Below are 19384 nucleotides of genomic sequence, written 5' to 3'. Positions count from 1 at the left end.
AGTTTTAATGTTTTCTTATGTGGTTTATGCTCAGTGTGTTGTTGGTACTAGTCCTGCTTTGTCAACATATAATAACCAAACTGCAACTACAGTTTTTAACTCAGGAAACGTGTCTTTGAACGGTTCCGTGATGGGATTTTCATTTCTGGCTAATGCTGGTCAATCAAACGCAAATAGAATTGGTAATGATCATAATAGCAGTGAGTATGGTATTTACATTAGTCATCCCAACAACAGTGCAACAACTTATGCAACCAGTATAAGATGTGCCATCACTTTTACGGCTCCGGCGGGAGGTCTAAAATTTATTGTTAATGACATTGATAATAATGATTACGTTCGTATCAGAGTTTTTGATGAAAATGGTTTGTCAATTCCTCTAGTGCAGAATTCAAATTTTACTTTTATGGCTGGCGGTTCTACGGTAGTAGAATATAATGCAAGTCTTCAGGAGTTTTACGACGATGATAATCAAGCTAGCGATGATAACTCTAGAAATGGCTCAGTAAGCTTTAATTTTTCCGGTAAAAAAGTTTCGAAAATTGAATTTGATTATTATGATACGAATAATACGGGTGCGATTACGTTTGCCAGATTTGAAGTTCCTTGTATAGTCGCGAATAACGATTCTTATTCAGTAACGGGAGGTCTTACGTCAACGACTTCTTCTGTACTGTCAAATGATATTTATAATGGTGCTCAGGCAACAACTTCAAATGTGACTGTTTCTCCTGTAGGAACTTTACCTGCAGGTTTTGCCTTTAGTGCAGCAGGGGTAATCACAATAAGTAATACAGTTCTTCCAGGAGTTTACAGCATTCCATACCAAATATGTCAATTAGGACAATCGGCTAACTGTACAGTTGCTGTTGCGACGATTACTATTCTTCTAGATTCTGATGGTGATACTGTTCCTGATTATTTGGACTTGGATGATGATAATGATGGAATTTTGGATTCCGCAGAATGTGGCGGAGGTGCAATTTATAATTATTCAGGATTTGGATTAAGAACTGTTGGTACTACAGCAAATCTTATCGGTTTTACAGATACAACATATACTCCTACTACTCTTGCTACCAATATTATTGCAGGTGCTGATGCTAATCATCTGGCAAGTGATGCTTCAAGAAACAGGTTATTGTTTGCTAATAGTGGTGGCCAGGGAAGTTTATTTGCTTATCAATTCTCGACTAATACGGTGGTTAATATCGGCTCTGGATTTTTATCGAGTTTAGGGGATTCGTCAGGAGGTGCAGGCATGTATAATAATGATTATTATATCTATGATGACACAGGTACAACGACTGAGGGATTATGGAGGGTAACATTTAATTCGGCAGGAATTGCAAGTACTCTGACCAAAGTGGCTAATCCTCCTTCTGCGGGACCTGATTTAGGTGATATGGCAATCAGTCATTCAGGGATGGCATACATTACCTCTAATGGTAATTTACACAGAATAGATTTAAGTACTTTGAATCTCAGCACAACAGCACCAGCCTCTGCGTGGACTGTAGTTAATACTAACTCGCCAATTTCAGGTTCCCAACTGTTTTTTGCGGCAAATGGAGATTTAATAGGAAGTAGTAGTAATGGAAACCTCGTTCGTGTAAATCCTTCTACAGGTGCTAATTTAGGAACGGTTTCTACTCTTACTAATGGCTACACTTGGGGTGACCTTTCGGAAGCACCAACGGTAGGGTTTAATTGTGGCATCGATACAGATGGTGACGGAATTCCTAATAATTTGGATTTAGATTCCGATGGTGATGGCTGTCCCGATTCGACAGAAGGTGCGGGAAACTTTAGTCCAACTACATCGGCTTCGGGATCAATAGCATCACAAACTCCAAATACTAATTTTGGAACTGCGGTAAATACGACTACAGGAATACCAACTTTAGTAGGTGCAGGTCAGGCAGTTGGTCAGTCGCAGGATTCATCCAGAAACGACTGTTTAGATTCTGATGGAGATACAATTCCGGATTGGCAGGATTTGGATGATGATAATGATGGTATCACAGACTGTGTAGAAAATGGTTTGGGCGCAGGCGCTACCGTGAGTACTATCTTTGAACTTAATGGAAATGCAGTTGCAATAGGTAATACTGAGGTGCAGTTAACTGCAGCAATTGCAAGTCAGGCTGGGCAAATGTGGTCTTACGAGAAAGTTGATTTTTCTAAAAGCTTTACCTTAAACTATGAAACTAATTTAGGAAATATCAATGCTAATGGAGCAGATGGTATTGCTGCTGTCTTTCATAATTCTCCGCTAGGTGTAAATGCTGTAGGAATTAATGGTGTGGGAATGGGAGCACGAGGTATTGCGAACGGAATTGTTCTTGAAATAGATACCTACAACAATTCACCTGATAATGTAGGTGATATTGCAAATGACCATGGTCAGATTTGGGTATCGAGCAATCAGTCAGGTGCAGGATTATTGACTGCAGCAGCAGATCTTGGTGAGCTTGAAGACGGTACATGGAAAGCAGTGGTTATCAACTGGAATTTTCAGACTAAAACACTATCATATACAGTAGGAGGAATAAATGCCGGAACTTATACTTTCCCGACAACGAATCCAATTACCAGTTATTTTGGTGGTGCCAGTAAGGTGTTTTTTGGATATACAGCTTCAACGGGTGGGTTTGTTAATGATCAAAGGATACGTTTTGCTAATTTGTGCTCACTTCCGATCGAGGCAGATGCAGATGGAGACGGTATTCCGAATCACTTAGACTTAGATTCTGATAACGATGGCTGCCCTGATTCAAGAGAAGGAGCAGGAGATTTTAACCCAAGTACCCCGGCTTCGGGACCAATAGCAGCACAAACGCCAAATACCAATTTTGGAACTGCAGTAAATACGACTACAGGGATACCGAATTTAGTGGGAGCGGGTCAAGGTGTTGGTCAGTCTCAGTCTTTTTCTCAGAATGACTGTTTAGATACTGACGGAGATACAATTCCGGATTGGCAGGATTTAGATGATGATAATGACGGTATTTTAGATACTGTAGAATGCAGCAATACGATTACCGATTTGGGGAATGCTCTTACTGCAGGAACTGCTAAAGATATTTTACCGTCTGATTTTGGATTGGCATTAAATGCAAAAAATCAAAATGTAACTGCAGATTTAAGTGCTAAATTTGGATATCCTGCTAATTCAGGAGCAGTTGTTGTTTCTATTACAAACGCTTCTGTAAATCCTACAGCCAATGCATGGTGGACGAAACAAGGGCAACAACCATCTGTATGGAGGGTAACCGGAACAATGAGTGCGTTTGTTCTGATGGCACAAGATGTTCAGTATTATGGCAATGACAGCAAAACGATTCATATCTATGATTCTGCGGCGGTAATACCAATAACATTTCCGGGACTTGTTAATCAGGCTGCGGTAGCCAATCAGTGGGCTGTTAGCGACTCGCCAACTCAAAAAACACTCACAGACCTTGATACTAATTTGACAACGATTGAAAACGGTAACTGGAGATTTGCAAATATGAATTTTGGTCCGAAAACTTTTGGTTTTTCTACCACGACCGCAACTGCTGATCCGGCTTATGCTGTTTTGATGTATCTGGAGTGCGATGCAGATGGTGACGGAATTCCGAACAGATTAGATTTAGATTCAGATAATGACGGTTGTCCGGATGCTATTGAAGGTGCAGAAAATGTTACCAGATCACAATTAAATCCTAACGGAAGTATAAATATTGGTCTTGTTGCTCCAAACAATGGGGTTGGATCTCTTGCAACGGATCTTGGGGTTCCGAGACTGGTTAATTCAGGAGGTTCTGCAGATACAGGAACTGCTACTGTGAATACAGTGGGGCAGCCCGTGGGGACTTCTCAGAACGCCAGTATTAACTCATGTTTTGTTGAAGCTCAGAATGATATTAATCAGACGCCGGTAGGTGTAAGTTCTTCAGGCAGTGTGCTTACCAATGACAAAGCATTGGATGGAACGGCAGTTACGGTAACATCAGCAACTTATCTTAACAGTGCTGGTGTAGCCACTCCTTTAACTTTAGGAACGAGTACAACTGTTTATGATGCTGCAGGAGTTGTGGCAGGTACTGTTACACTGAACAGCAATGGTACATATACTTTTATTCCGGCAGCTAATTATACCGGAACTGTGCCTGTAACTTATACCATCTCCAATACCAGTGGAAGTACCGCTTCGGCAACGCTTTCTATAGAGGTTGGTGCAGTTGTTTTAGCACCTGGAAATAATAAGCCGATTGCACAGAACGATACCGGTACTGCGGAATCAGGTAGCGATCTGAGTTCAAATGTATTGCTGAATGACAGTGATCCGGATGCGAACCCTCTTGTTGTCACTACTGCTTCAGTTGCATTGGGCACTCCAACGCAGGTAAGTGGTTTGGATATCAATGGAAATACAGTGGCGAATGCCGGTACTTTAACTTTAAATGCTAACGGAACCTATACATTCAGTCCTGCTCCAACTTTTACTGGAACAGTAAATCCTGTAACGTATACTGCATGCGACAATGGTACGCCGGCATTATGTGATACTGCATCATTGTCTATAAAAGTAGTACCGAATTCAGGAAACAATACGTTTGCAAATGATGACGCGAAGGCAGTTCCAAAAGGTGCCGCAATTACAATCACTGCAGCGAATGGGGTACTGGCTAACGACAGTGATCCTGAAGGAAATACACAAACAGTAACTACGGTAAACGGAGTCGCTATCAACGCTACGGGAACTACCAATGTAACGGTGCCTAATGGCACGCTTGTTTTCAGCGCTAACGGAAGCTATACCTTTACGCCGAACGCCACTTTCGTGGGAACTGTAGTCTTGCCTTACACAGTTTGTGATAACGTAACTCCACAGGCCTGTGATACGGCAACGCTTTATCTTACATTCCTGGATACAGCAGCTACGGTATGTTATGAAGATCCTGCATTGGTAGCCGGAGCAACTTATCCGGTGAGACATGGCGTTACCTTGCTTGGAAGAGCAGGGTCTAACAACGGAAACTGGCCAATGCTCAGAAACTCTGCCTATACCGCACTGGAATCTAAAACCAAAGGTTTTGTAGTGACCAGAAACAGCAGTCCTGAAACGACCATCGCAATTCCGGTTGTGGGAATGATGGTGTTTGATACGGATGAAAATGCAGGGGCAGGATGTCTGAAAATCTATACAGGACCTGCAGCAGGTGAAGGCTGGAAATGTTTCAGCACTCAGGGTTGTCCGTAACTGATTTATTGAATTAATGTAAAACTAAACCTTCAGGGTTTTAGAACTCCTGAAGGTTTTAATTAAAAAAGAAAATATCATGCACAAAACAGCAATTATATTATCCGTTTTTCTTTCTGCGTTCGCTTATTCGCAGGTGAAAATAGGAGGTACCACGAGCGTGGGGAACGTGACCAACACTTCCGTTTTACTGGAATTCGGGACAGATAATGATAAAGGAATTATTCTGCCTTACGTAGAAACCGTTCCTACAGCGGTAGCTGCTTCTCAGGGTGGAACAATTATTTTCGATGTCTCTGCGAATGCAGAATACAAAGTAAAGGTGAAAAATGAAAACGCGGGCTGGAAAGACCTCAGCGTACAGTCGGGATATTCAACGGCCGTAGAAGCTGTTGTAAAACCGCCACAGGCTCTACCTTTGGCAGATCAGGCTGCAGCGAAAGCAATTATCGGCAGCGAAACTTCAACTACAGACGGCGTTTTAGTTTTGGAGTCACCTTCAAAGGCTATGGTTTTACCGATTGTGACAAGTTTGGCCAATATTAAAAATCCTTCACCGGGGATGATGGCTTTCCTGGCGGGAGCAACTTCGGCAGGACACCGACTGGTAGTTTTCAACGGACAGAAATGGACGTTCTGGAAACCTTAAGTTAGTATTTACTAAAAACAAAACCCACTTCTGATATTTAGGAAGTGGGTTTTTCTTGTTTAAATATTTAAGTGTAGCGGCTGAATATGTGTCTTTATTGTCATTTTGACACACTCAGTTTTCATTTCATCGATATACTGTAGGTACTGTTCCTATACTCAAAATTTATATTTGATTTTACAGGATTTCAAACTTCTCTGTCATATTGGCAGGACTGTCGGTTGCAGTAACTGTAATTTTATCACCAATGAGATCTGAATTCTGCATCGTTGCTGTATAAAGCCATTCTGCACCGTCTTGAACTGCGGCTCCCTCTTCTACAAGAGTGCCATCCGAATTTTCTATTTTTACGGATACCGATGCTACTCCAAAATCATCACTCACAGTGATTCTGATCACGTCACCTGGATTTCCGGTATAAGAAGATAGGTCTACCTTTTCGATATCAGGTGCGTTGAGCAGGTCTGCTACTGCGACATTAAAGGTCGTTCTGCCCTCTGACTTATTAGATAAAGCTTCATACTGGAGTTTCTTTTCTGGATCAGCTAAAACTGATTTTGCATATAAAACTGCTTTCTGAAATTTAAGTTGATGTGCTTTTTGGTTTGCGGTTGCTTCACTGGTACGTTCTCTTGGTGCTTGTGAAACTACAGTCTTGCCATTTCTTTGGCTGAATACCAAAAGGTCGCCTACTTTGCCGCTAAGTCCATGTGTTACGATGTTGTTTTTACTCTGTGCCATAATTTATATTTTTTTAGTTAGTGTAGACTAAAATAATATTTTTTATCAATATAGCAAACAATTAAGTTAATCTTTATCGATTTGATATTATGTTAAATAGATTTTACTAATAAAGTACAGGATTTGCATTTTTTAAAGCAGATTCATTTGAATTAAATTTTCAGTAACAAATACAAAACTTTAAAAATTTCTCATTAAATTAATTTAAATTATCCATGTTCTTAGCTTGTTTTGGTTAATGTTTTAAACCTAAAAATTTAAAATAGGGGTGGAGTATTAAACCTGTTGCATTCCTTTTGTGTCTTAATGTTTATATAATATGCGTTGACTCATATTATTCCGTACTTTTGCAGACGTAAATTAATATACTTGAAGAAAACTTTATTTTCTTTTAATACGGTTGCGAATAATTTGAACTTTTCCAGAAGTTTGAAGTTTTTCTTTATCTGTATATTAAATTTTTATTTTTCTTTCGTTACGGAGATTCAGGCTCAGCAAACTGATCCTTCGCAAAACATCTCGCCCACATCAATTGTTCTTAAAGAAGGTGTTAAACTTTTTTCTGCAGATGAAACTTTTAATGAGCAGGTTCTCACAAAACAGGTAGTTTTAAAGAATTCTGAGATTTCGTTGGTAAAAAATAAAAACCGTGAGCAGTCTCTAAGTGCAGTTGCTAAGAAGACGGTAGGAAAAGATCTTGAAAGTCAGCTGAAAATCGCAGAATTAAGCAGGAGAAAAGAGTCTTTTAAAAAGATTAAAAAGGAAATAGACCGCTCCGAGCAAAACAGGGAAGCATTTCAAGGTTTTGATTTCAAAGGTTTTCCATCTCAGAACCAGTTTTTTTCTTCAAATAAAGTTTCCAAAGACTGTGTGAGTCCTACTCATAATGGCCACGATACTTCTAAATTCTATGCTTCCTCTGAGGTTGAGGTCATTACGCGGGCATTAGATTATTTACATTCTCAAAAATACAGGTATTACAATAACAAATCTTTAGATTTTTGTTTCTCTGAGGTCTTTTCTGTGAGGCCGCCACCGGTATTAGTTTAAAATTTAATTTTTAAAATTTTAATTAAGTCTATTCGTCTAAGAAAGACTCTCTAATACAATTTTTATGATAACAAACTTATATTCAAATAAAAGTAATAATGCATTTAAACTGTTATGCTTGTGCTTTGTATTTTTTTCAAATCTTTATTTTTCACAAACTATTGCGGCAACCAATGGAACTGCTAATCCATGCTGGAGTTGTGCTCCCACTGGCTGGACTATTGGTGCAGGTACTCCTGATATTTCTAATGGTACGGTAGCGGCAGCAGTATCGGGAACTGCTGGTGGTGGAGGGGCAAACTGGACCTCTGCTCCAGGTGGAACTACCAATTTTACTATACCTAATCCGCCCAATACTCATACAACATGGATTTCTTTAAGAGATTTAGGAGGTGCTGGTACTGAAGAATCTGTGACAACGACAGTAGGAGCGCTTACGATAGGTAGAACCTATGAAATTGTAGTCTTTTCTGCTACCGCGGTGACCAGAAACAATGGTGCTGGTGGAGTTCAGTATGCAGGAACATATATTACACAATATATTGCCGAAATTGCAGGGCAGACCATACCTGTGACGGGAATTACAACCAATGGGTTTTCGGTTTCAAGGATAAGATTTACCGCGACGGCTGCATCGCATACATTACTGCTAAGACCTGGTAATAACGCAACAGCCGGAACACCTACGGCTCCTATCTATTCAGGTATCAGAACGATTCAGATATCAGTGACGGGGAACGCTTCGATGAATACAGTTCCTGTTGCGATTAATGATAATACACAGACAGCGCAGAATGTAGCGGTGAGTGGAAATGTAGTAACAAATGATTCTGATTTAGGAGGAGGTGCTCTTGATGTGGCTTCGGTGGATTTAAATCCTTCTGTTGCGGGTATTCAAACTACTTTTACCAATGCACAGGGTTCCTGGAGTGTGAATGCTTCCGGTGTCGTAACATTTACTCCTGTACCTTCTTTCTTTGGAATAGCTACAATACCTTATACCGTACAGGATAATTTCACGATAAATGGGGTAAGTGCACCTGCAACTTCACAACCGGCAAATATATATGTTGTCGTATATCGTGATACTGATGGTGATGGTACGCCAGATTATTTAGATTTAGATGATGATAACGATGGCATTCCTGATGCTGTTGAAAACTCTTGTGAAACAGAAGGAACAGCTGTGTATAACGAAAATTTTGGAACCGGGGCAACCACAGGAACCAATGCAAGTGTGATCAATCACACTTATGTGGCTGTAGCTCCGCCAGACGGAAGTTACTCGGTGACTACTTCTGGAGCTCAGGGCACGGGTACTACAAATACATATTCAAGAACAGATCTTAACGGTGAACGTGATGCAGCAAATACTGCAGGAACTGCTGCGTCTCCTGGTACTACAGCAGGTAGATATCTTTTCATCAATATCAATTCGCCTGCGAGTGTCAATCTTCCTATTTATGCAGTTGATAATTTAACTGTTGTTCCAGGTACTAAATATCGATTCAGAATTGATATGGCAGGGCTGGCTAATGCAGCAGCGGATGTGCCTAGGCTTCAGCTTTCGATCAGAGATGGAAACGGAAATCTATTGGCTTCGGCAAATTCGAATTCTATAGGAATGGCTAATGACGATATATGGAGAAGGTTGTCATTAGGTTTTGTGGCAACTACCTCTACAGTTTCAATACAAATAGTAAATCTTCAGCCTACAGGCGGAAGCGGGAATGATTTAGCAATTGATAATGTAGTTCTCGTTCCTCTGAATATTTGTGATACCGATGGTGACGGGATTGAAAATTCTCTGGATCTTGATTCGGATAATGACGGAATTTTAGATGCTGTAGAGTGTCCTATAGCAAATTTGGTAACCAATGGATCTTTTGCTACGGATGCGTCTAATTGGACACTTGGAACAGGATGGACTTATAGTGCTTTACTTGGTTATCCTTATAATGTGAATGAAAACTTGACAGCGACAGGAGGGAGCTCACTTTCTCAATCAATTACTAATCTGAATACGGTACCTGGAAATGTAGTTTCCTTAAGTGTGAGAATTGGTGCGCAGGATGCAAGTCAGGCTGCGGGAAATACTGCAAGTTTGCAAATTATATTAAATGGAGTTATATATGCTACGTTAAGTAATTCAACGCTGAGAAATGCTAGTAATGTAACCATTGCTTATTCAAACGGAGCTTCCGGGAATTTTACAATTTTTGGTACAGAGAATGTAAATGGCTTTAGACAATCAGCACCTTTTACAATTAATATTCCATATACAGGACCTAATACTGCATTGTTGGAATTTAAGATGTTTTCAGGAAGTGATGACTGGAGTGTGGATGATGTTTCGATCTTAGGTATCTCATGTGATTCTGATGGTGACGGCATACCTAATTATTTAGATACAGACTCTGATAATGACGGTTGTGCTGATGCAATTGAAGGAACAGAAGCAGTGCGTTTTAATCAAATTCACTCTTTAACTTTACCTGTCGGGAATGCAAATTATGCGTACCGTGGTCAGATCAAAATGGTATATGACGGGGTGACAACGGGTACTCCGGCTCAGGTAATCAGTACTTCAGCTCTGGCAAATGGTGTTCCTCAATTGGTTAATAATGCAGGAAATAATCTTAATGCAACGACTAACCCGTCTAATCTTGTTGGTTTGGCAGATAATACAGATGGTACGGCAGATATTGGACAAGGAATTGGGACTTCGCAAAATAATGCTGCAAGAGATGTTGAATGCGACAGATGTTTCCGTCCAGCAACCACTGTAGGGACTACACTTCCAACAAATCACGGAATTACAGCTTTAGGCAGAGCGGGTAGCGATAATGGAAACTGGCCAATGAAAATCAACGGAGCGTATACTGCTTTGGATGCTAAAACTAAAGGTTTTGTCATCAACAGGCTTCCTTTTACAGGTTCGCCAAGTGTACCTACAGGAATTACTGCAGCTAATTATGTTGTGGGAATGATGGTGTATGACACTACGAATAACTGTCTCAAAATTTATGACGGTACAGGATGGTATTGCTATACGAAGCAGACTTGTGATAATATTAATCAATAAAAAAAAGAATATGAAAAAATATATAATTCCAGTCTTAATATTGGTTTCAGGGATATTCTTCGGGCAGGTAACAATCGGTAAAACGGTAACTTCGAGTGCTCCTGCTAATGCCAGTGTTTCTTTAGAGTTAGGAAATCCAACAGGAGGGGTAAAGGGAATTGTTTTGCCTTGGGTGACTTCTGAAGCAAGTGTTACAACACCAGCGGCGGGAACCCTTATTTTTGATGCAGGAACTACTGTTCAGAAAGTAAAATATAGAAATGCAACGGCGTGGGTTGATTTATCTGCAGGTGCATTGACGCCCATAACGCCAAGCGTTGCAGATACTAATGGAGAGGTATCAACTGCTAAAACTTTAATTGGAGGAAATGCTCTTACAGATACAACTTCAGGAATTTTGGTTTTAGGTGACACTAATAAAGCAATGGTTCTTCCAAGGGTGAGTTCTCATGCAGATATTGTAAATCCTAGTGCAGGAATGATGGTGTATGATACCACAACCAATCAGTTGGCACTTTACAACGGCAGAGAATGGTCTTTCTGGACTAAGCCTTAAATGATAATATTTTTTTAATATAATAACCACTTCAATAGAAGTGGTTATTTTTATTTAATCTCCTAAGATTATTACGTTTTGTAGACTGTGTTTACGCAAAAAATAAGTGGAGGTGAAGGGTGTTTATTTTTATGTTAAAGTGTAGTTCTTGCATGTGGATATCTGACAGAGAATTCTTTTACATTAATTTATGTCTTTTGCGTATTTGAATCTGGATTGTGATTTCATGTTCAAATAATAATGGTTTCAAGATAAAGGATTGTCTTTTCTTTCTGAAAAACGCCAGATTGTTAATAACTAAAAGTTAAAATATTGAATTGTCTAAAAAAATAATATACATTACGTTGTATTATTGATTAATTACGCGCCGTAAATTATTATTATTGCGAAAAGATTTATTTAAATTCAATATGACTGTTGAAATTTTAAATTCATTATCAATTTATAAGTTAAGTAAGATCTTTTCTCATAAGCGTTACTCTCATTGAGATTGTAATGTTTAAGTTTCGTATCAGATAAAATCAACTAAATTATGAAAACTAAAGGCTGTTGCTCTGTAGAGCATGCTTTTGTTTAATTACAGATATTACAGTTATCATCAATCCTATATTATGAATACAATATTTTTTAATGTTATTAAATTTAATATCTGCAGGAGCGGTCGTTTCCTGATTGTTCTTTTATTGTTCTCTTTCCAGTCTTTACTGGCAGATGGAACCAAGCAGGTTTCGCCAGGTAATGGTTTGGGAGCGGCAGACGCAGATGGAACTGCATATTTTGTTAATCCTGCTACTGGTTTTGGGTCTTATCCAGGTTCTGCGGCTAACAGTAAAATGAAAGTTACGATCAATAATTCTGCAACAGAAAGAATCTATGCTGGTTTTATGGCTCGAACATTTGGTAACACCACCACAGATTTAGTGAACAATGCTTATGTTAGAGTTTTGAATTCTGCTGGCGTCATAATAAGTACTCCTCGATTGATTCCTATGGCAGTGGGATCGGCAGGTTTTATCCCATCATATGCCGCCGCATATAATGGACCTAATATCGGAGGGGCCAACCCGTCTGGGTATGTTCCATTCTCTTTTACTGCTCCCGCAAATGGAGATTATACGATCGAGCTATACAGAAGTGCGGATGGTGGTGCAACTGCTGTTACTGCAGGTGCGGCAGGGCAGGTGACGTTTCCTTTTTTTGATATATCAGTCGCTGCGGGAAATAGTGTTATTGATGGTCGTTTATGGTCAAGAAACTGGAGTTTTATCACAACCAATTTAACGAGTACTGATTTTCCTAATGTGATCAGTTCTTCTTTTAAAGGTAAATTTTTTGTTTATACGGGTGATCACTTTAAGGCGAGGGTAGATTTTTCTTCTGGCTTTAAGCCATTGGGATTCCAAATGATTATGAATTATCTTGGGGTAGGAACTACGGGTAATTTTGCTGATGACAGTAAATCAAGGAATGGAACGCTGACAGGTACAGATACCGTTACATATCCTACTATTCCTACAGGTTATCCGGTATTCTTAACAAATCCGGACTCTGTTGCTTTTCCCAATGGAGTTATAGGAAATCCTGCAATCACTGGAGCTATTTATGGATGTCCCGGTGCTTATTTTATTCCTTACTATATAGATAAAGCGGGTGATGTTGCGATTACGCTCGATCTTGATGGTGTCCCTGGTTATCAGTCTGGTCCTGGGTCGGTTGACAGAGTGTTGCAGGTATTTGATGTTCCTGCAGGAAATAATGTTATGCTTTGGAATGGTGAAAATAATTTGGGAAATCAGGCGCCATTAACTATTTCTGTCACTGTTTCTGTGTTATTACTACAGGGAAGGATAAATCTCCCTTTAACAGATGCTGAATTAAATACAAACGGTCTTTTTGCTACTTCTATTTTCCCTGATTTCGGTTCTGTTGCGGCTAATAACAGGCCGATGTTTTGGGATGATACTGCAATTGTTCCGTTTGGAACGGCAATGACTGGTGGTACTGTTAATAATAATACCAATATTACCACCGGGGGTGTAAGAACTCCCAATTTGAGATCAGGACAGGTAGGTCCTACTCATGCTTATGATGGTTCTACTCCTGGTTTGGCTACTCCTGCTCCGCTTACGGCAAATCAGGGGAGTAATACAGCAGTTTTAAATGATGATTACGGAAATGGGAGAATTATCAATACATGGTTTTATGGCGCTCAGGCTGTATCTCCAGACCGTACATTAAGTTTGCCTTCCTGCGATAATGACGGCGATGGAATTTCGAACAATTTAGATTTGGATGACGATAATGATGGTATTCTGGATACTGCAGAAAACGGAAGTCTTCCTGATCCTTTGGGAGATCACGATGTAGACAGTGTTCCAAATTATATCGATCCTCAGGCTCCAGGTTTTGTTGATGTGAATTTTGATGGAGTGGATGACCGCTACGACTTAGATTTGGATGGAATAATCAATCAGTTTGATACAGACTCCGATGGTGATGGCTGTCCGGATGCAATCGAAGGTTCCGAAAATGTAACTTATTTTATGGTTAATCCTATGACATCGGCTGTTGCGCCGGGTGCGATCAGAGTTTTAGGTAATGGAACGGCCATTGCTGCGAATCAGGCAGCGGTTGTTAGTACGGCAACTGCCGGCCAGGGTGTTCCCTTGGTCGTTAATAATTCAGCTGGAAACAACACGGGTTCCGCAGGAGCGGTAGATAATACGGATGGTACTTCGGATGTTGGTCAGGGCGTTGGGACAGCGCTTAACAGACTGCAGCAGGATTTAGAGTGTAGATGTTACCGTCCGGCAAATTCGCCTGGGACTGGCGGTATTCCTACCAATCATGGTATCACAGCTTTAAGCAGAGCAGGGGTTAGTAATGGAAACTGGCCAATGAAAATTACCGGAGCCTATACTGTTTTGGATGCGAAAACAAATGGTTTTGTAGTCAACAGATTAAATACCGTACAGATTAACGGAATTGTTGCCGTGAAAGGTATGATGGTTTACGATACGGATGCCAATTGTCTGAAAATTTTCGATGGTACTGTCTGGTCATGTTTTACAAGACAGACTTGTGATCAGTTTTAATTAAATAAATATTTAAAAATGAAAAAATATATAGCAATTTTTGCAATCATTATTTCTGGGGTGATGAAGAGTCAGGTAACCATTGGTAAAACTGAAAACGCAAGTGCGCCCGTCAATACATCTGTGTCTTTAGAACTTGGAAATGCGACGGGTGGTAACAGAGGTTTGGTTTTGCCTTGGGTAAGTTCTGCGTCTGCTGTGGTAGGAAGTCCTGCAACGGTGCCTGCGCCTGCTTTAGGAACTTTAATTTTTGACTCAAACGATCAGAAAGTGAAGTATAGAAGAATTGTTGGTGGTACTACGGTTTGGGAAGACTTGTCAGTCGGTGCTCAAACACCGGTTTCGGCAAGTCAGCCTGATGCGATTGCTGAAAATCCTGCTTCCAGGGTTCTTATTGGGGGAACTCCTGCGACTGATGCAACGCGTGGTGTCTTGGTTTTAGCTGATACCAATAAAGCAATGGTTTTGCCGAGAGTCAGTTCGGTTGCGGATATCGTCAACCCCAGTGCGGGAATGATGGTTTATGTAACGGGAACCTCCAATGGAGCCGGTGCTAACGCCAATCAACTGGCGGTATTCAATGGTAGAGAATGGACTTTCTGGGCTAAGCAGTAGTTTAAATCAAAAGATCATATACAATAACCACTTCAAAACGAGGTGGTTATTTTTTGTGGTAATGAAATATTTGTTGTATATTTGCAGTTCTTTTGGCGCTAATTAATACACATACATCAGTAAAACATTGTAAATAAACTCTTTCATAATTTTGAAAGAGATCTTTTGCTGACTGGTTATTGTAGTTTTTTTCGTCTAAAATAAAATTTAAAAATATTTTGCATTACGCTGTGAAAAGATATACCAGCGTTGCAGTTAGAATTAGAACTTAAAATATAGAATTAAGATTAAAGACCACTTCTGATAGCGCCAAACATCAAATGTCTTTTATCTTGCCTCTTTTATCTTCAAGTCTTTTTCTGATATTTTTTGTATAAATCAAAATATTTTTTAACCCTTTCTTAAAAGTTTTATGAGTAAAACAACAGCAGTTACTAAAGGAAATGAGAGAATTAATTTCTCTACAGCGAAAGGAAAAATCATTACTCCGGATTTCTTAGACATCCAATTAGAGTCATTTAAAGATTTTTTCCAGCTGGATACACTTCCGGAAGACAGAAGGAAAGAAGGTTTGCACAAAACCTTCCAGGAAAACTTTCCAATTACCGATTCTAGAAACCAATTCGTTTTGGAATTCTTAGATTATTTGGTAGATTCACCACGTTACTCAATCGATGAGTGTGTGGAAAGAGGTTTAACGTATTCAGTTCCTCTAAAAGCCAGACTTAAATTGTACTGTACAGATCCTGAACATGAAGATTTTCAGACGGTTGTGCAGGATGTTTATTTAGGTCCGGTTCCTTATATGACTCCTTCTGGTTCATTTATCATTAATGGAGCAGAGCGTGTAATCGTAACTCAGTTACACAGATCTCCGGGTGTATTCTTCGGACAGACTTACCACGCTAACGGAACAAAATTGTACTATTCAAGAATTATTCCTTTTAAAGGATCTTGGATGGAATTTACTACAGATATCAACAGCGTAATGTACGCGTATATCGACCGTAAGAAAAAATTACCTTTAACTACATTGTTAAGAGCAATCGGTTTCGAATCTGATAAAGATATTCTTCAGATCTTTGACCTTGCTGAAGAAGTGAAAGTTTCTAAAGCTGCCCTTAAAAAAGTAGAAGGTAGAACTTTGGCTGCGAGAGTATTGAACACTTGGTTCGAAGATTTCGTTGACGAAGACACTGGAGAGGTTGTTTCTATCGAAAGAAACGAAATTATCCTAGACAGAGAAACAATTCTTGAAAAAGAACATTTAGATCTTATTTTGGATGCTGGTGTGAAATCTATCCTGATTCACAAAGAAAATTCAAACGAATTCTCTATCATCCAGAATACTTTACAAAAAGACCCTACCAACTCTGAAAAAGAAGCGGTAGAATATATTTACCGTCAGTTAAGAAATGCAGATCCACCAGATGAGGAAACTGCAAGAGGAATTATTGAAAAATTATTCTTCTCTGAGCAAAGATATTCTCTTGGTGAAGTAGGACGATACAGACTAAACAAAAAGTTAGGTCTTAATATCCCAACTACTACTGAGGTTCTTACAAAAGAAGATATCATTGCGATTGTAAGACACTTAATTGAATTGGTAAATTCTAAGGCTGAGGTTGATGATATTGACCACTTATCAAACAGAAGAATTAAAACTGTTGGTGAGCAGCTAGCGGGACAGTTCGGTGTAGGTCTTTCTAGAATTGCAAGAACAATCAAAGAAAGAATGAACGTTAGAGATAACGAAATCTTTACTCCACTTGATCTTGTTAATGCGAAGACTTTAACATCAGTTATTAACTCATTCTTTGGTACCAACCAGCTTTCTCAGTTCATGGACCAAACCAACCCACTATCAGAAATCACGCACAAGCGTAGACTTTCTGCCCTGGGACCTGGTGGTTTATCAAGAGAAAGAGCAGGTTTCGAGGTACGTGACGTTCACCATACTCACTATGGCCGTATCTGTCCTATCGAAACTCCTGAGGGACCAAACATTGGTTTGATTTCATCTCTAGGTATTTATGCTAAAATCAATACTTTAGGTTTCATCGAAACTCCATATAGAAAAGTAGAAGGAAGTACTGTAGATCTACATGCTGACCCTATTTATCTGAATGCAGAAGACGAAGAAGATAAAGTAATTGCACAGGCAAACGTTGAGTTAGATGATAACGGAGGATTCTTAACAGACAGAATTATTGCCAGATTAGATGGTGATTACCCTGTAGTTGAGCCTTCTCAGGTTAATTTGATCGACGTTGCACCAAACCAGATCTCTGGTATTTCAGCTTCATTAATTCCATTCTTGGAGCATGATGATGCGAACCGTGCATTGATGGGATCAAACATGATGCGTCAGGCAGTTCCTTTGTTGAAGCCACAGGCTCCAATCGTAGGTACAGGTCTGGAACAGCAGGTTGCAAAAGATTCCAGAATTTTGATCAATGCTGAAGGAAGAGGTACTGTAGAGTATGTAGATGCTGATCAGATTACGATTAAATATGAAAGAAGCGATGACGAAGATTTAGTATCATTCGAATCTGCTACTAAAACATATAAACTGACTAAGTTCAGAAAAACTAACCAGAGTACTACTATTACCCTAAGACCAAACGTAAGAGTAGGTGAGACGGTAGAAAAAGGACAGGTTCTTTGCGACGGTTACGCAACCGAAAACGGAGAATTGGCTCTTGGTAGAAACTTGGTAGTAGCCTTCATGCCTTGGAAAGGATACAACTTTGAGGATGCAATTGTAATCAACGAAAAAGTTGTACGTGAAGACTGGTTTACTTCAATCCACGTAGATGAGTATTCTCTTGAAGTTCGTGATACCAAATTAGGTATGGAAGAATTGACAGCAGATATCCCTAACGTGTCTGAAGAAGCTACAAAAGATCTTGATGAGAACGGAATGATCAGAATCGGTGCTGAAGTGAAGCCTGGTGATATCATGATTGGTAAGATTACACCAAAAGGTGAATCTGACCCGACTCCTGAAGAGAAACTTCTAAGAGCAATCTTTGGTGACAAAGCCGGTGATGTGAAAGATGCTTCATTGAAAGCAGATTCTTCATTAAGAGGTGTTGTAATCAACAAGAAATTGTTCTCTAGAAACATTAAAGACAAGAAGAAAAGAACTGAAGAAAAACTTAAACTTGAAGAGATTGAAAACACTTACAAGGCTAAGTTTGATGAGTTGAGAAATACTTTAATCGAAAAATTGAACACACTGGTTAGCGGTAAAACTTCTCAGGGAGTTACCAATGACTTAGATGAGGAAATTATCGGTAAAGGAATGAAATTCACTCACAAATTATTGACTTCAGTAGAAGATTACGTAAACGTAAGCGGTGCAGACTGGACTGTTGATAACGATAAGAATGAATTGATCAAACAGTTGATTCACAACTACAAAATCAAATTCAACGATATTCAAGGAGTTAAAAACCGTGAGAAATTCGCAATTTCTATCGGAGATGAGCTTCCTGCAGGTATCATGAAGTTGGCTAAAGTTTATATCGCTAAAAAACGTAAACTTAACGTTGGAGATAAAATGGCGGGTCGTCACGGTAACAAAGGTATCGTTTCGAGAATCGTTCGTGAGGAAGATATGCCATTCTTGGAAGACGGAACACCGGTAGATATCGTATTGAATCCACTAGGGGTACCTTCACGTATGAACATCGGACAGATTTATGAAACAGTTCTTGGATGGGCTGGTCAGAAATTGGGTATGACGTTCGCTACGCCAATCTTTGATGGGGCAACTCTTGATCAGATTACAGAGTACACTGAGAAAGCAGGAGTTCCTAAATTCGGTCACACTCACCTTTATGATGGTGGTACCGGAGAAAGATTTACGCAGGCTGCAACAGTAGGTATTATCTATATGTTGAAACTTGGGCACATGGTAGATGACAAGATGCACGCACGTTCTATCGGACCTTATTCATTGATTACTCAGCAGCCGTTAGGTGGTAAAGCTCAGTTTGGTGGACAGAGATTCGGAGAGATGGAGGTTTGGGCTCTTGAAGCATTTGGAGCATCAAATATCCTGAGAGAAATCTTGACTGTGAAGTCGGATGACGTGATTGGTAGAGCAAAAACTTATGAAGCGATTGCGAAAGGTGAAGCAATGCCTGAACCAGGTATTCCGGAATCTTTCAACGTATTACTTCACGAGTTACAGGGTCTTGGATTAGACGTAAGACTTGAGGAATAAATTCGATTTGAAATTAATTTATTTGAAATTTGAAATTCTGTCCGCAGGGTTTAAATAAAGTTCAAAATAAATTGTAGAGACTCTCAAATCTCAAATCTCAAATCTCAA

General features: G+C 39.6%; 9 protein-coding genes. 8 read left to right on the top strand and 1 reads right to left on the bottom strand.

Features of this window, described 5'->3' with window-relative positions:
* Window positions 1-58 precede the first annotated feature (58 nt).
* Together OMO38_RS09030 and OMO38_RS09025 are read left to right on the top strand one after the other, a co-directional pair.
* Window positions 59-5251, top strand: coding sequence for a lectin-like domain-containing protein (locus OMO38_RS09030; RefSeq protein ID WP_264749868.1), 5193 nt, complete (start codon window positions 59-61; stop codon window positions 5249-5251).
* A 79-nt stretch (window positions 5252-5330) separates the two neighbouring features.
* A complete protein-coding gene (locus OMO38_RS09025; RefSeq protein ID WP_056074801.1) occupies window positions 5331-5900 on the top strand; it encodes a hypothetical protein in 570 nt (189 codons plus the stop codon).
* Between the two features lie 177 nt (window positions 5901-6077).
* Here the strand turns inward: OMO38_RS09025 and OMO38_RS09020 are convergent, their stop codons facing one another.
* Entirely contained in the window at window positions 6078-6641 is a 564-nt protein-coding gene (locus OMO38_RS09020) for a hypothetical protein (protein ID WP_264749867.1), read from the bottom strand.
* A gap of 369 nt (window positions 6642-7010) precedes the next feature.
* Here OMO38_RS09020 and OMO38_RS09015 point away from each other — a divergent pair, with 369 nt between their 5' ends.
* The 6 genes from OMO38_RS09015 to rpoB all read left to right on the top strand — a co-directional run bounded on the left by OMO38_RS09015 (window position 7011) and on the right by rpoB (window position 19276).
* Complete coding sequence (locus OMO38_RS09015) at window positions 7011-7691, top strand: hypothetical protein (protein ID WP_264749866.1); 681 nt, start codon at window positions 7011-7013, stop codon at window positions 7689-7691.
* A gap of 118 nt (window positions 7692-7809) precedes the next feature.
* Entirely contained in the window at window positions 7810-10776 is a 2967-nt protein-coding gene (locus tag OMO38_RS09010) for a beta strand repeat-containing protein (protein ID WP_264749865.1), read from the top strand.
* 10 nt (window positions 10777-10786) lie between these two features.
* Window positions 10787-11332 carry a hypothetical protein gene (locus tag OMO38_RS09005; RefSeq protein WP_264749864.1) on the top strand — a complete coding sequence of 182 codons (546 nt, stop codon included), beginning with the start codon at window positions 10787-10789 and terminating at the stop codon, window positions 11330-11332.
* 611 nt (window positions 11333-11943) lie between these two features.
* Window positions 11944-14427 (top strand): hypothetical protein, encoded by a 2484-nt coding sequence (locus OMO38_RS09000; RefSeq protein ID WP_264749863.1) that lies wholly within the window; start codon window positions 11944-11946, stop codon window positions 14425-14427.
* Window positions 14428-14445: 18 nt separating this feature from the next.
* Window positions 14446-15042, top strand: coding sequence for a hypothetical protein (locus OMO38_RS08995; RefSeq protein ID WP_264749862.1), 597 nt, complete (start codon window positions 14446-14448; stop codon window positions 15040-15042).
* A 412-nt stretch (window positions 15043-15454) separates the two neighbouring features.
* The gene (rpoB, locus tag OMO38_RS08990) at window positions 15455-19276 is read left to right on the top strand and encodes a DNA-directed RNA polymerase subunit beta (protein ID WP_263003710.1); all 3822 of its coding nucleotides are present in this window, start codon (window positions 15455-15457) and stop codon (window positions 19274-19276) included.
* Window positions 19277-19384: the final 108 nt, after the last annotated feature.

This window comes from Chryseobacterium kimseyorum (genome assembly GCF_025971945.1).
GTDB classification, from domain to species: Bacteria; Bacteroidota; Bacteroidia; order Flavobacteriales; family Weeksellaceae; genus Chryseobacterium; species Chryseobacterium kimseyorum.
The sequence above is the reverse complement of the archived record's forward strand: the minus strand, read 5'-3'. Positions and strand labels throughout refer to the sequence as shown.